A 14,352-nucleotide genomic window follows, 5' to 3' on the forward strand; every position below is an offset into this window, starting at 1 on the left:
CGTAGCGGGAGGCGAATAATACAGCGTTTAAAACCGCTGTCAACCTTCATCTCAACCGCCATCGATCATTTGATCGAAGCCCTTTCAGCACCTTCAGAATCGCCTAACTCGTTGAATTTCAAGGAGTTTGTCGTTCCGTTGTCGCTGGAAGTGGGGCGCATTATAAGGGGATTCGAAGGGGCGTCAACCTTTAATTTCAAGAAACTTTAATATCGCTGAAAAACAAAGCGGGGAGGCCTACCGGCCTCCCCGCTTCTGCTTCATCCCTTACAAACTAGGGAACGCAAACTGCGAAGCCTCATGGCTGGCCCGCTGCGGCCAGCGCTGGGTGATAGCCTTGCGGCGGGTATAGAAGCGCACCCCGTCCGGGCCATAGGCATGCAGGTCACCGAACAGCGAGCGCTTCCAGCCACCAAAGCTGTGGTAGGCCACCGGCACCGGCAGCGGTACGTTCACACCGACCATGCCCACTTCGATCTCATCGCAGAACAGGCGCGCCGCTTCACCGTCACGGGTGAAGATGCAGGTGCCATTGCCATACTCGTGATCATTGATCAGTTGCATGGCCTGCTCCAGGCTGTTCACACGCACTACGCACAGCACCGGGCCGAAGATCTCTTCCTTATAGATGCGCATCTCCGGGGTCACCTTGTCGAACAGGGTGCCACCGACGAAGTAGCCATCCTCATTACCGGCCACACGGAAGCCACGGCCATCCACCACCAGCTTGGCGCCAGCAGCAACACCGTCATCAATATAGCCCACCACCTTGTCACGGGCAGCAGCCGTCACCAGCGGGCCCATGTCCAGGCCGCACGAGGTGCCGGCACCAATCTTCAGTGCCTTGATCTGTGGTTCCAACTTGGCAATCAGGGCGTCGGCCACCTGGTCACCCACGCACACCGCCACCGAAATGGCCATGCAACGCTCGCCGCACGAACCGTAGGCCGCACCCATCAGTGCGCTCACGGCGTTGTCCAGGTCGGCATCCGGCATCAGCACCGCGTGGTTCTTCGCACCACCCAGGGCTTGTACGCGCTTGCCGCGCTTGGTGCCTTCGGCGTAGATGTACTCGGCGATCGGCGTCGAACCGACGAAGCTCAGGGCCTTCACTTCCGGCGCTTCGATCAGCGCATCCACCGCTTCCTTGTCGCCATGCACCACGTTGAGGATGCCCTTCGGCAGGCCGGCTTCCAGCAGCAGCTGGGCGATGAACAGGGTCGAGCTCGGGTCGCGCTCGGAAGGTTTGAGGATGAAGGCGTTACCGCAGGCGATGGCCAGTGGGTACATCCACAGTGGCACCATGGCCGGGAAGTTGAACGGGGTGATACCGGCAACCACGCCCAGCGGCTGGAAGTCGGACCAGGCATCGATGTTCGGGCCGACGTTGCGGCTGTACTCGCCTTTCAGCACTTCCGGCGCTGCGCAGGCGAATTCGACGTTCTCGATGCCACGCTTCAGTTCGCCGGCGGCATCCTCGAGGGTCTTGCCGTGCTCTTCGCTGATCATCTGCGCGATACGCGCTTCGTTCTGCTCCAGCAGTTGCTTGAAGCGGAACATCACCTGGGCGCGCTTGGCCGGTGGGGTGTTGCGCCAGGCCGGGAAAGCCGCCTTGGCCGAGTCGATAGCCTCCTGCACGGTCGCGCGGCTGGCCAGTTCGACCTTGCGCACGGCCTGGCCGGTGGACGGGTTGAAGACATCGGCGGTGCGCTCACCCTTGGTAACCAGTTCGCCGTGGATCAGGTGCTGAACAATGCTCATGCAAAACTCCAGATAAAGAAGGTAGAGGCAGGCGCGCGATGTGTTCACGCGCCTGGCATCAGAATCAGAACGATCAGTCGATCAGGTTCAGGGTTTCGCCCACAGCGTCGAACAGGCGGTCCAGCTCCTGCGGCGTGGTGTTGAAGGTTGGGCCGAACTGCAGGGTGTCGCCACCGAAGCGTACATAGAAGCCTGCCTTCCACAGTTTCATCGCCGCTTCGTATGGACGCACGATGGCATCACCGTCGCGGGCAGCGATCTGGATCGCGCCGGCCAGGCCGTAGTTGCGGATATCGACGATGTTCTTGGTGCCCTTCACGCCATGCAGCAGCTTCTCGAAGTGCGGCGCCAGCTCGGCGGCTGCCTGCACCAGGTTTTCCTTCTGCAGCAGGTCCAGCGCGGCGATACCGGCGGCACAGGCTACCGGGTGGGCCGAGTAGGTGTAGCCGTGCGGGAATTCCACGGCGTACTCCGGGGTCGGCTGGTTCATGAAGGTCTGGTAGATCTCGCTGCTGGCGATCACCGCACCCATCGGGATGGCGCCGTTGGTGACCTGCTTGGCGATGCACATCAGGTCCGGGGTCACGCCGAAGGCTTCAGAACCGGTCATCGCGCCCATGCGGCCAAAGCCGGTGATCACTTCGTCGAAAATCAGCAGGATGTTGTGCTGGGTGCAGATTTCACGCAGGCGCTTCAGGTAACCCTTCGGCGGCGGCAGTACGCCAGCCGAACCCGCCAGCGGCTCGACGATCACGGCAGCGATGTTGGAGGCGTCGTGCAGCTCGATCAGCTTGAGCATTTCGTCAGCCAGGGCGATACCGCCCTCTTCCGGCATGCCTTTGGAGAAGGCGTTCACCGGCAGCACGGTGTGAGGCAGGTGGTCGACATCCAGCAGCTGACCGAACAGCTTGCGGTTACCGTTGACGCCACCCAGGCTGGTGCCGGCGATGTTCACACCGTGGTAGCCACGGGCACGGCCGATGATCTTGGTCTTGGTCGCCTGGCCTTTCAGGCGCCAATAGGCACGCACCATCTTCAGCGCGGTGTCGGCACACTCGGAACCGGAGTTGGTATAGAACACATGGTTCAGGTCGCCCGGGGTCAGCTCGGTGATCTTCTCGGCCAGCTGGAACGACAGCGGGTGGCCGAACTGGAAGGCCGGGGAGTAGTCCAGGGTGCCGATCTGCCGAGCCACCGCCTCGGTGATTTCCTTGCGGGTGTGCCCGGCGCCGCAGGTCCACAAGCCCGACAGGGCATCGAAGATCTTGCGCCCCTGGTCGTCGAACAGGTAGTTGCCTTCGGCGGCCACGATCAGGCGTGGGTCGCGCTGGAAGTTGCGGTTGGCGGTGTAAGGCATCCAGTGGGCGTCCAGCTTCAGCTGGCTGGCGATACCGGCGGAGGCGGTTTCGGGCATGTTCATCGGCGGTTCCTCGGAAGACGATCAGGCAACGATGGATGTTGTTGCAGCTAACTTGGCACGGCGATAAAGTCTGAAAAAGCCAACATTTCTAATCTTCAGACAGGCCCTGACTAAACTAATGAGCCGACGCCCCGATCCACTCGCCCAAGTCAGCGATTTCGACATACGTCTGCTGAAGATCTACCGCAGTGTCGTCGAGTGCGGCGGCTTCTCGGCCGCCGAAAACGTGCTGGGCATCGGCCGTTCGGCCATCAGCCAACAGATGAACGACCTCGAGCAACGCCTCGGCCTGCGCCTGTGCCAACGCGGCCGTGCCGGGTTCTCACTGACAGAGGAAGGCCGCGAGGTCTACCATTCGGCCCTGCAACTGCTCAGCGCCCTGGAAAGCTTCCGCACCGAAGTCAACGGCCTGCACCAGCATTTGCGGGGCGAGCTGAACATCGGCCTGACCGACAACCTGGTGACCCTGCCGCACATGCGCATCACCCATGCCTTGGCCGAGCTCAAGGACCGCGGCCCCGACGTGCGCATCCAGATCCGCATGATCGCCCCCAGCCAGGTCGAGCACGGCGTGCTCGACGGCAGCCTGCACGTCGGCGTGGTGCCGCAGACCAGCCCGCTGTCGGGCCTCGAGTACCAGCCGTTGTACAGCGAGCGCTCACTGCTGTACTGCGCGGTCGGCCACCCGCTGTTCTATGCCGATGACCAGCAGATCGACGACGACCGCCTCAACAGCCAGGAAGCCATCACCCCCACCTTCCGCCTGCCGGCCGAAATCCAGGCGCATTACCAGGCGCTGAACTGCACGGCCAGTGCTTCGGACCGTGAAGGCATGGCGTTTCTCATCCTTACCGGGCGCTACATCGGCTACCTGCCGGACCACTACGCCACGTTCTGGGTGCAGCAAGGCCGCTTGCGCGCCCTCAAGCCCCAACAACGCTTCTATGACCTGAGCCTCAGCTGGGTAACGCGCAAAGGCCGACGGCCTAACCTGGTGCTGGAAAGCTTCCTCGAAAGCCTGGCTGCGACACGCTGATGCCAGTCTGTGCCGCAAACGCTTGTCACTTCGGCACAGGCAGGTAATCTTGTCCGACAGCCGCAGCCACTGACCCGTACGGAATCGTCCATGACCCTAGAAGTCCCTGCGCATCGCCTCTCCGCCTCGGGCAAGCCCGCGGGCCGCATCCGCCAGAAGAACGAACAGGCCATTATCCAGGCCGCCGAAGACGAGTTTGCCCGCCATGGTTTCAAGGGCACCAGCATGAACACCATCGCCCTCAAGGCGGGGTTGCCCAAAGCCAACCTGCATTACTACTTCACCAACAAGCTGGGCCTGTACATTGCCGTGCTCAGCAACATCATCGAGTTGTGGGACAGCACCTTCAACGCCTTGAGCGTCGAGGATGACCCGGGCGAAGCCCTGAGCCAGTACATTCGCACCAAGATGGAGTTCTCCCGGCGCAACCCGCAAGCCTCGCGGATTTTCGCCATGGAAGTGATCAGCGGCGGCACCTGCCTTACGGAATATTTCAGTGCCGACTACCGCGAATGGTTCCGGGGCCGGGCCGCGGTGTTCCAGGCCTGGATCGAAGCCGGCAAGATGGACCCGGTCGATCCGGTGCACCTGATCTTCCTGCTGTGGGGCAGCACCCAGCACTACGCCGACTTCGCCACCCAGATCTGCCAGGTTACCGGCCGCAGCCGCCTGACCAAGCAGGACATGGAAGACGCGAGCAACAACCTTATCCACATCATCCTGAAAGGCTGCGGCATCAAGCCGGCTGCCTGACCGTCATTTATGCCTTCTACCCTGCTCGACCTCTGCGAATACCGCGAGGAAATCCGCAAAAGCCGCTTCATCACCCTCGCCGGGCCGATCAGCAGTGCCGCCGAAGCGATGAGTTTCATCGAACGCCATAGCGACCTGGCGGCGACCCACAACTGCTGGGCCTGGAAGCTCGGCGCCCAGTACCGCAGCAGCGATGACGGCGAACCTGGCGGTACCGCGGGGCGGCCAATCCTCGCGGCCATCGAAGCGCAGGACTGCGACCAGGTGGTGGTGCTGGTAATCCGCTGGTACGGCGGCATCCAGCTGGGCACCGGTGGCCTGGCCAGGGCCTACGGCGGCGGCGCCAACAAGTGCCTGCAACAGGCACCCAAGCGGCTGCTGGTGCAGCGCAGCGAATTCACCTGCAGTTGCAGTTTCAGCGAACTGGCGCTGGTGAAGTTGCGCCTGGCGGAGGTTGACGGCCTGGTCCTGGATGAGCAGTTCACCGCCAATGGCGTGGACCTGCTGATTGCACTCGGTGACGTCCACCTGGCCCCACTGCAGCAGCAGTTGGCCGACTTGAGCCGCGGACGCATTCTGCTCGAAGCACGCTGAACATTGCCCACAACAACTGTGGGCCGGCCTGTGGATAAGCTTGGGGCATTCGCTTGCAGGTCAATGTTTTCAAGGCCTACAGAGCTTTGATCATATTTTGATCACCGTTTGATGACAGCGACAAACTGCTGAAAGCCCAGAAGTTATCCCCAGCACGAGGCCAGAGGCGCCAGCCTGCAGCCTCTCGGTTTGCACACAATAACTGTGGAACAGCCTGTGGATAACCCGTGCGCCAACAGGCGAAGTGCCCGCCCAGACAAGGGCGCGGCGCGACTGGTCGTTTTTTAGCCAGCTCGCACGCCGAATTACCCACAGGAGAACGCGATCCTTTGTGGGAGCGGCCTTGCGTCGCGATAGGGCCGCAAAGCGGCCCCGGCAATTCATGGGGTGTTGCTGAAATCCTGGTGCTGCTTCGCAGCCCATCGCGACACAAGGCCGCTCCCACAGGTACTGCACCGCTTTTGAATGAAGGGCCGCAAATTGGCCCCAGTGCATTATCCTCAATACCTTCCCTGCAAACTGATCACGGAGTGCGTACACATGGCTAACGCAAAAACTGCACTTATCATCGGCGCCTCGCGCGGGCTGGGCCTGGGCCTGGTGCAGCGCCTGCACGAAGACGGCTGGAACATCACCGCCACCGTGCGCAACCCGCAGCAGCCCGGCGCCCTGGCCGATGTACCTGGCGTGCGCATCGAGCAGCTGGAAATGAACGATACGGCTCAACTCGATGGCCTGAAGCAACGCCTGCAAGGTCAAGTGTTCGACCTGGTATTCGTCAACGCCGGCGTCATGGGCCCCCTGCCGCAAGACCTGGAGGCGGTGCAGAACAAGGACATCGGCGACCTGTTCATGACCAACGCCGTGGCACCCATCCGCGTGGCCCGCCGCCTGGTCGGCCAGGTACGCGAAGGCAGCGGCGTGCTGGCCTTCATGAGCTCGATCCTGGGCAGCGTGACCATCCCCGACGGCGGCGAAGTCTGCCTGTACAAGGCCAGCAAGGCGGCCCTGAACTCGATGATCAACAGCTTCGTCGTCGAGCAGCAACGCCCCGACCTGTGCGTGCTGGCCATGCACCCGGGCTGGGTGAAAACCGACATGGGCGGCGAAAACGCCGAGATCGATGTGCTGACCAGTACCCGCGGCATGCTCGAACAGATCAAGGCACAAAGCGGCAACGGCGGCCTGCGCTTCATCAACTACAAGGGCGAACCCTTGGTCTGGTGATTCACCGGGTCACAGCCTGGCCGGGCGCATTGCCCGGCCAGCCTCTGTAGAATGGCGGCAACCGTACCTGATCGAGATGACCCACTATGTATGATTGGTTGAACGCCCTGCCCAAGGCCGAACTGCACCTGCACCTGGAAGGCTCGCTGGAGCCCGAGCTGCTGTTCGCCCTGGCCGAGCGCAACAAGATCGCCCTGCCCTGGGCCGATGTGGAGACCTTGCGCGGTGCCTATGCCTTCAACAACCTGCAGGAGTTCCTCGACCTGTATTACCAGGGCGCCGACGTGCTGCGCACCGAGCAGGACTTCTACGACCTGACCTGGGCCTACCTGCAACGCTGCAAGGCGCAGAACGTGATCCACACCGAACCGTTCTTCGACCCACAGACCCACACCGACCGCGGCATCCCCTTCGAAGTGGTGCTCAACGGCATCAACCAGGCACTCAAGGACGGTCGCGAGCAACTGGGCATCAGCAGCGGCCTGATCCTCAGCTTCCTGCGCCACCTCAGCGAAGATGAAGCACAGAAAACCCTCGACCAGGCCCTGCCGTTCCGCGATGCCTTCATCGCCGTTGGCCTGGACAGCTCGGAAATGGGCCACCCACCAAGCAAGTTCCAGCGCGTGTTCGACCGCGCCCGCAGCGAAGGCTTGGTCGCCGTTGCCCATGCCGGCGAGGAAGGCCCGCCCGAGTACATCTGGGAAGCCCTGGACCTGCTGAAGGTCAAGCGTATCGACCACGGTGTGCGCGCCATCGAGGACGAGCGCCTGATGCAGCGCATCATCGACGAGCAGATCCCGCTCACGGTGTGCCCGCTGTCGAACACCAAGCTCTGCGTATTCGACCACATGAGCCAGCACAACATCCTCGACATGCTCGAGCGCGGCGTGAAGGTCACGGTCAATTCGGACGACCCGGCCTACTTCGGTGGCTACGTCACCGAGAACTTCCACGCCCTGTACACCCACCTGGGCATGACCGAAGACCAGGCCCGTCGGCTGGCCCAGAACAGCCTGGATGCCCGGCTGGTCTGAATGACATGACGGCGACATGACAGTGTCGCGGTCAACCGACCTGCCAGGTTGGCACGCGGGCAATGCGATTGATCTGCTGAACACCCAGTGCAGAGATATGCAATGCCCGCGAGTCCTCGGCCTCGCGCATCCACCCCGATTGCAGGAACAGCCGGAACAACGCCTGCCCCAGTACCCCGCCCAGGTGCGGCCCCTCATCGCTCCACTCGGTGCAGCGGCAGATCACACAGCCACGTTGCTGATGCGGTGCCAAGGCATCGATGTAGACCCCGACCAAAGCCAACTGCGCCCGCCCCTCCTCGCTCACCATCAGCTGGCGACCGCTACCCTCCAGCCAGCCGGCCACCACCAGACGGTGATACAGCTCACCGGCCAGTTCCCCACCCAGGTGATCGCCACAGCGACGCGCCCTGCGTATCGACATGGGCAGCGATGATACCGGCGCCTTGGCCCGCTCCCCCTTGGTACTCTCCAGCTGGACACTGGCCAGGGCCTCCACCGCCGCCCCGACTTGCGGGGTGGCAAGGCGGAAGTAGCGCTTGCGGCCCCGCGCTTCGTGCCGGAGCAAACCGGCCGACGACAACAGCGAAAGGTGAGCGCAGGCCGAGGACGAGGTCAGGCCGGTCATTACCGCGAGCTCGTTGGCCAGCCGCGGCGTGCCATCGATCAATGCCCACAACATGGCACTGCGTTTGGGGTCGGCCATCAGGCTGGCGATCTGGCTGATACTGCTGGCTGCGTTCATGTCCCTGTAACTCCCTGCAAGTTCACTGTGTGGATGCGATGGCCAACCCTGGCAGGGAAGCGCCTCTCGCTGGCACTGGCCTGGTTCGCCAGTATAAGCCGCAAAAAACGCCATTCAGGCAGCCCCGCGCAGTGGTGCCGCAGGCAAAAAAACCACTGGGTATGCCTACCCAAGGCAAGCAGTGAAACGGTGCGTGAAACCTGCCCGGACCGCACGGGCAAGCAGCCCGGCACACCCTGGCAGGGGCACGGGAACGACAGGCGGAAAAAACACCGAATGCAACTTCGGACGCGGCCGACACCTGATTTCCACAAGTAGCGCAAGCCAAAGCGAAGGTTCCACGTGCTTGCGGGCATTGCGCCCCAAGCAGGCAAAAGCGTGCAGAAAAGTTTCCAGTCGACCGTCAGTCAGGACACTGAAGCAGGTCATGGCAGGAAGAAGGGGTAGCGCTACACTTCATCCGCTCTCCCCCCTTTGGAGGTATGCCGCGATGAAAATTGTCGTCAGCGCGTCGAGCCGAAACCCCGCCTGCCCCTGGCAGGTTCAGCTCGATCAACACGTGGTCAGTTTCCGCAGCGAGGCCGAGGCGCGTGCCTTCGTCGCCACGCTGGAAACCCGCCTGCAGGCACCTCACCCGCTTATGCGGGAACCTTGGCCGGCAAACGTCGGGTCAGCAGCGCGACACTGACCACCAGTGCCCCGCACAAGCTGATCACCAGCGCCATCGGCACCGCACTACCATCATGCAGCAGCCCGACCAGCGCCGCTGCGCCGGCGGCGACACTGAACTGCAGGCAGCCCATCAGCGCCGAGGCACTCCCGGCCCGCGTGCCCTGCCCGCTCATGGCACAGGCAGAGGCGTTGGGGATGATGCAACCGAGGCTGGAAATGCAGACGAACAGCGGTACCAGCAATGGCCACAGCTGTGTTGGTCGCAATGCCGCCACGCCCAGCAACGTCAGGCCCGCAGCCAGGTACAACCACACCGCACGCGCCAGCAGGAACGCCGGCCCACGCTTGGCCAGCAAGCGTGCATTCACCTGCGCCACCAGGATAAAGCCGGCAGCATTGGTGCCGAATAACCAGCCGTAATGCTCGGCCGGCACGCCGTAGAGCTTGATGAACACGAAAGGTGAACCGGCGATGTAGGCAAACATGCCGGCAATGGCGATACCACCGGTCAAGGCATGGCCGATGAACACCCGGTCAGCGAGCAGACGCATGTACTGACGCAAGGCGCCAGCCAGCGGTTGCCGCGGTATGTGCTCGGGCAGGCTTTCCGGCAGGCCCAGGCTGACCGCCAGCAGGCAACCTGCACTGAACAGGCTAAGGGCGAGGAAGATCGATTGCCAGCCGGCCAGGTTCACCAACACCCCGCCCAGCATCGGTGCCAGGATTGGCGCCAGCCCCATGACCAGCATCAGTTGCGAGAACACCTTGGCCGAGGCCACCGGGTCGCACTTGTCACTGACAATGGCCCGCGACAGCACCATCCCGGCGCAACCGCCCAGCGCCTGGACGAAACGCGCCAGCACCAGGGTGTCGAGGTTGGGGGCATAGGCACAGGCCAGTGACGCCAGGGTGAACAGGGTCACCCCGAACATCAGCGGCTTGCGTCGGCCAAAGCGGTCAGCCACCGGCCCGTAGGCCAGTTGCCCGATGGACAGGCCAAGGAAGTAGGCGGCCAAGGTGGCCTGGACGTGTTTTTCATCGGTGGCGAACGCCTGCGCCATGGCCGGGAAGGCGGGCAGGTAGAAGTCGATCGCCAAGGGCCCGAACGCACTGAGTGCGCCCAGGATGAGCACCATTCGCAGGTTCATCAGGAATCCATAGCAGGCTAAGCAAGTGCTTGATTCTACCTGCTGTGGACCCTATCGACATGAAAACATTTGCAACAATACTGGGCCTGGTGCGGCCCCTGTAGGAGCGGGCGTGCCCGTGAATCAGGCGGCGCGGTGGATGGCACCGGTTGCGCCGGTGTTCGCGGGCACGCCCGCTCCCACAGGTCAGTATTCAGGCCGCCTCGGCCTGATAACCTTCATCGCGAATGGCCGTGAGAATCTGCTCCTGCGCCAACTCACTCTGTACCCGTACCTGCCTGGCCGCCAGGTCGACCTCCACCTTGGCCGCGGCATCCTGCTCCTGCACCGCCCGGGTCACGGCTTTCACGCAATGGCCACAGGTCATGCCTTGTACATTGAACACTTGCATGGAGTTACCTCCTTCAGGTTTTCCACGAGTCTCAAGCTTGCCATCGGGGCAAGGTCAAGTCCTGCCGACAACAGCCGGGGTGGAAATCCGCGCGCGCGTCGGCCAAGCTGCGCCTTTGATGATCAGGCAAGCAGGAGATTTTTCATGTTCAGGGCAGCATTGGGCGTCGTCGGGCTGTTGAGCACGCTGGCTGCAGTGCCACCGGCCAGCGCCGAGGGCAACTCGGACTACAGCGTGCTGATCATTTCCCGGGAGCGCCTGGAAGTGGCCACCAGTTGCGAAATCGGCATCTACCTCAACGACCAGCTCTCCGGGCGCGTATTCCAGGAGCAGTCCACCTCGTTCAACCTGCCGCCCGGCCCGGTAGACGTGCGCCTGCGCCTGCTGCCCGGGCAAATGCCCGGCTGCGCCGCGGGTGTCGAGGACCAGCGCAGCACACGATTGAACCTGCAGGCGGGCCAGATCAACAAATACCGCATCGCCATGGGGCACTATGGTCTGGAGTTGAAGCGAGCCGGCCTGGGCTATTGACCTTACCTGCGTGGCAAGGTTGATGCTGGAGGCCTGTCCAAGGAGGAGAGCCATGCCCGCATCCACCACATACGACCTGCCGATCTCCGGCATGACCTGCGCCAGCTGTGCCGGCCGGGTCGAGCGCGCCCTGCGCAAGGTCACCGGCGCTGAACAGGTCAGCGTCAACCTCGCCACCGAACAGGCCCGGGTCCAGGCCCCGGCCAACAGCCTGCCCGCCCTCGTCGACGCCGTACGCGAAGCCGGCTATGGCGTGCCCACCCGCACCGTCGAACTGCAGATTGGCGGCATGACCTGCGCCAGTTGCGTCGGCCGCGTAGAGCGCGCCCTCGGCAAGCTGCCGGGAGTTGAGCAGGTCAGCGTCAACCTGGCCAGCGAACGCGCACACCTCGAAGTGCTCGCGGCCCTCGACGACAACCTGCTGATCGACGCCGTGCAAAAGGCCGGCTACAGCGCCAGCCTGCCGCAAGCCGCCAAGGCCGACCAGCCTGCTACCCAACGCCGCCTGCGTAACGAACGCCTGGCGGTCGCTGCAGCGTTGCTGCTCGCCCTGCCGCTGGTGGTGCCAATGGTAGTGCAGCCGTTTGGCCTGCACTGGATGTTGCCAGCGTGGGTGCAGTTCCTGCTGGCCACGCCGGTGCAGTTCATTCTCGGCGCGCGTTTCTACGTGGCCGCCTGGAAAGCCGTGCGCGCCGGTGCCGGCAACATGGACCTGCTGGTGGCCCTGGGCACCAGCGCCGGTTACGGCTTGAGCCTGTACCAGTGGGCGCAAGCCCCCGCCGGCATGGCCCCGCACCTGTACTTCGAAGCCTCGGCCGTGGTGATTGCCCTGGTGCTGCTGGGCAAGTACCTGGAAAGCCGTGCCAAACGCCAGACCGCCAGCGCCATCCGGGCCCTCGAAGCCTTGCGCCCGGAACATGCCGTGCGCCTGGTCGATGGCCAGGAAGAAGACGTGGCCATTGCCCAACTGCGCCTTGGCGACCTGGTACTGGTCAAACCCGGCGAGCGCTTCCCGGTCGATGGCTTGGTCGAAGACGGCAGCAGCCATGCCGATGAAGCCCTGATCAGCGGCGAGAGCCTGCCGGTGCCCAAGCAACCCGGGGACAGCGTCACCGGTGGCGCCATCAATGGCGAAGGCCGGCTGCTGGTCCGTACCCAGGCACTGGGTACCGAAACCGTGCTGGCGCGCATCATCCGCCTGGTGGAAGACGCCCAGGCGGCCAAGGCGCCAATCCAGAAGCTGGTCGACCGGGTCAGCCAGGTATTCGTCCCGGCCGTGCTGGTACTGGCGCTGATCACCCTGGTCGGCTGGTGGCTGGCTGGCGCACCGCTGGAAACCGCGCTGATCAACGCCGTCGCCGTGCTGGTCATCGCCTGCCCCTGCGCCCTCGGCCTGGCCACACCCGCAGCGATCATGGCCGGCACCGGGGTCGCCGCCCGCCATGGCATCCTGATCAAGGACGCAGAAGCCCTGGAGCGAGCCCATGCGGTCAACCGTGTGGTGTTCGACAAGACCGGCACCCTCACCTCCGGCAGCCCGCGCGTTGTCCACAGCCAAGCGCAGGTGGGCAGCAGCGCCGACCTGCACCGCCTGGCCGGCGCCCTGCAGCGCGGCAGCGAACACCCGCTGGCCAAGGCGGTACTGGATGCCTGTGCCGAACAGGGCCTGGACGTGCCTGCTGTTGCCGACAGCCAGTCGCTGACCGGGCGTGGTATCGCCGGGCGCGTGGAGGGCCGCGAGCTGGCCTTGGGCAACCGCCGGCTGCTCGACGAAAGCGCCCTGCCACCCGGAGACCTGGCCGCGAAGGCCCAGGCCTGGGAAGCCGAGGGGCGCACCCTGTCATGGCTGATCGAACGCGGCGCACAGCCGCGGGTGCTGGGCCTGTTCGCCTTCGGTGACAGCCTCAAGCCCGGCGCCGCGCAGGCGATCGATACCCTGCACGCGCAACGCATCAGCAGCCACCTGCTGACCGGCGACAACTGCGGCAGCGCCAAAGTGGTGGCCGACGCCCTGGGCATCGACGACGTGCATGCCGAAGTGCTGCCGGCCGACAAGGCCGCGACCGTGGCCGCACTGAAGCAGGATGGCGTGGTTGCCATGGTCGGTGATGGCATCAACGATGCTCCGGCGCTGGCTGCAGCCGATATCGGCATCGCCATGGGTGGCGGTACCGACGTGGCCATGCAGGCCGCCGGCATCACCCTGATGCGCGGTGACCCACGCCTGGTACCGGCCGCCCTGGAGATCAGCCGCAAGACCTATGCGAAGATCCGCCAGAACCTGTTCTGGGCGTTCATCTATAACCTGATCGGCATCCCGCTGGCTGCGCTGGGTTACCTCAACCCGGTACTGGCCGGCGCCGCCATGGCCCTGTCCAGCGTCAGCGTGGTGAGCAACGCGCTGTGGCTCAAGGCCTGGAAACCCACCAGCAACACTCAGGAGGCCCCATGAACATCGGCCAGGCCGCCCGCCGCAGCGGGCTCAGCACCAAGATGATCCGTTACTACGAGTCCATCGGCCTGCTCAAGCCCGCCACGCGCAGCGACAGCGGCTACCGCCTGTACCAGGCGGAAGACTTGCACAGCCTGGCCTTCATCAAGCGTTCCCGCGACCTGGGCTTTTCCCTCGAGGAGGTCGGCAAGCTGCTGACCCTGTGGCAGGACCGCCAACGCGCCAGCGCTGATGTGAAAGCGCTGGCCATGCAACATATCGATGAACTGAACCGGCGCATCGAAGAGCTGGTGAGCCTGCGCGACACCCTCGGCGAACTGGTCTCGCACTGCCAGGGGGACGAGCGCCCGGACTGCCCGATCCTCAAGGACCTGGCCAACGGCGCTGCGGGCGGCTGCTGTCACTGAGGCGCCCCGCAATCCTTTGGTATGCCATATACGTCCAAACACGACCGAATAGTCACCAACTGCGACTTTGTCCAATAAATACGGGCGTTTTCCTACATTAAACCCGGATGCTGCCGATGCAGTTGTTACCTGCCTCGTGTATCGAAAATAAAAATCCGGGAGCGTCGATGAGCATCAAACA

At 63.7% G+C, this 14,352-nt stretch carries 15 protein-coding genes; 10 read left to right on the top strand and 5 right to left on the bottom strand.

The features are described 5' to 3' along the window. A partial coding sequence (locus tag ACIQYU_RS25470; RefSeq protein WP_402802669.1) for a hypothetical protein occupies positions 1 to 210 on the top strand: 210 nt, incomplete at its 5' end. Between the two features lie 57 nt (positions 211 to 267). Here ACIQYU_RS25470 and ACIQYU_RS25475 read toward each other — a convergent pair. Both ACIQYU_RS25475 and ACIQYU_RS25480 read right to left on the bottom strand, forming a co-directional pair. After that, positions 268 to 1,761 carry a CoA-acylating methylmalonate-semialdehyde dehydrogenase gene (locus ACIQYU_RS25475; protein WP_085626064.1) on the bottom strand — a complete coding sequence of 498 codons (1,494 nt, stop codon included), beginning with the start codon at positions 1,759 to 1,761 and terminating at the stop codon, positions 268 to 270. 73 nt (positions 1,762 to 1,834) lie between these two features. Continuing rightward, positions 1,835 to 3,181 (bottom strand): aspartate aminotransferase family protein, encoded by a 1,347-nt coding sequence (locus tag ACIQYU_RS25480; protein ID WP_207838117.1) that lies wholly within the window; start codon positions 3,179 to 3,181, stop codon positions 1,835 to 1,837. A 118-nt stretch (positions 3,182 to 3,299) separates the two neighbouring features. Between ACIQYU_RS25480 and ACIQYU_RS25485 the strand changes: the two genes are divergently transcribed. From ACIQYU_RS25485 to ACIQYU_RS25505, 5 genes are all read left to right on the top strand, one after another. After that, on the top strand, positions 3,300 to 4,217 hold the full coding sequence (locus ACIQYU_RS25485; RefSeq protein ID WP_046616867.1) for a LysR family transcriptional regulator: 918 nt from the start codon (positions 3,300 to 3,302) through the stop codon (positions 4,215 to 4,217). Positions 4,218 to 4,307: 90 nt separating this feature from the next. Next, the gene (locus tag ACIQYU_RS25490; RefSeq protein WP_012270360.1) at positions 4,308 to 4,970 is read left to right on the top strand and encodes a TetR/AcrR family transcriptional regulator; all 663 of its coding nucleotides are present in this window, start codon (positions 4,308 to 4,310) and stop codon (positions 4,968 to 4,970) included. A 9-nt stretch (positions 4,971 to 4,979) separates the two neighbouring features. Further along, a complete protein-coding gene (locus ACIQYU_RS25495) occupies positions 4,980 to 5,564 on the top strand; it encodes a YigZ family protein (RefSeq protein ID WP_207838114.1) in 585 nt (194 codons plus the stop codon). A 540-nt stretch (positions 5,565 to 6,104) separates the two neighbouring features. Next, positions 6,105 to 6,791 (top strand): SDR family oxidoreductase, encoded by a 687-nt coding sequence (locus ACIQYU_RS25500; RefSeq protein ID WP_207838112.1) that lies wholly within the window; start codon positions 6,105 to 6,107, stop codon positions 6,789 to 6,791. Between the two features lie 86 nt (positions 6,792 to 6,877). Then, positions 6,878 to 7,825: an adenosine deaminase gene (locus ACIQYU_RS25505; protein ID WP_233694896.1), complete on the top strand. Its 948-nt coding sequence runs from the start codon at positions 6,878 to 6,880 to the stop codon at positions 7,823 to 7,825. A gap of 31 nt (positions 7,826 to 7,856) precedes the next feature. On the opposite strand, the gene ACIQYU_RS25510 is transcribed toward ACIQYU_RS25505, so the two are convergent. Continuing rightward, the gene (locus ACIQYU_RS25510; protein ID WP_207838107.1) at positions 7,857 to 8,570 is read right to left on the bottom strand and encodes a helix-turn-helix transcriptional regulator; all 714 of its coding nucleotides are present in this window, start codon (positions 8,568 to 8,570) and stop codon (positions 7,857 to 7,859) included. 490 nt (positions 8,571 to 9,060) lie between these two features. On the opposite strand from ACIQYU_RS25510, the gene ACIQYU_RS25515 reads away from it, so the two are divergent. Continuing rightward, on the top strand, positions 9,061 to 9,258 hold the full coding sequence (locus tag ACIQYU_RS25515) for a hypothetical protein (RefSeq protein WP_082888227.1): 198 nt from the start codon (positions 9,061 to 9,063) through the stop codon (positions 9,256 to 9,258). Here the strand turns inward: ACIQYU_RS25515 and ACIQYU_RS25520 are convergent. Together ACIQYU_RS25520 and ACIQYU_RS25525 are read right to left on the bottom strand one after the other, a co-directional pair. Beyond that, positions 9,209 to 10,390, bottom strand: a complete 1,182-nt coding sequence (locus tag ACIQYU_RS25520; protein ID WP_207838105.1) for a multidrug effflux MFS transporter — start codon at positions 10,388 to 10,390, stop codon at positions 9,209 to 9,211. The genes ACIQYU_RS25515 and ACIQYU_RS25520 overlap by 50 nt on opposite strands. 193 nt (positions 10,391 to 10,583) lie before the next feature. Next, the gene (locus tag ACIQYU_RS25525; RefSeq protein ID WP_063911122.1) at positions 10,584 to 10,781 is read right to left on the bottom strand and encodes a heavy-metal-associated domain-containing protein; all 198 of its coding nucleotides are present in this window, start codon (positions 10,779 to 10,781) and stop codon (positions 10,584 to 10,586) included. Positions 10,782 to 10,925: 144 nt separating this feature from the next. Between ACIQYU_RS25525 and ACIQYU_RS25530 the strand changes: the two genes are divergently transcribed. The 3 genes from ACIQYU_RS25530 to cueR are packed head-to-tail and all read left to right on the top strand — an operon-like array spanning position 10,926 to position 14,171. Next, positions 10,926 to 11,312, top strand: coding sequence for a hypothetical protein (locus ACIQYU_RS25530; protein ID WP_207838104.1), 387 nt, complete (start codon positions 10,926 to 10,928; stop codon positions 11,310 to 11,312). Positions 11,313 to 11,364: 52 nt separating this feature from the next. Continuing rightward, positions 11,365 to 13,764 carry a heavy metal translocating P-type ATPase gene (locus ACIQYU_RS25535; RefSeq protein ID WP_402802676.1) on the top strand — a complete coding sequence of 800 codons (2,400 nt, stop codon included), beginning with the start codon at positions 11,365 to 11,367 and terminating at the stop codon, positions 13,762 to 13,764. Beyond that, complete coding sequence (gene cueR / locus ACIQYU_RS25540) at positions 13,761 to 14,171, top strand: Cu(I)-responsive transcriptional regulator (RefSeq protein ID WP_063911119.1); 411 nt, start codon at positions 13,761 to 13,763, stop codon at positions 14,169 to 14,171. Before ACIQYU_RS25535 ends, cueR begins: the two co-directional genes overlap by 4 nt. The last annotated feature ends 181 nt before the right edge of the window (positions 14,172 to 14,352 follow it).

The organism is Pseudomonas sp. NPDC096925, assembly GCF_044762545.1.
GTDB lineage: Bacteria > Pseudomonadota > Gammaproteobacteria > Pseudomonadales > Pseudomonadaceae > Aquipseudomonas.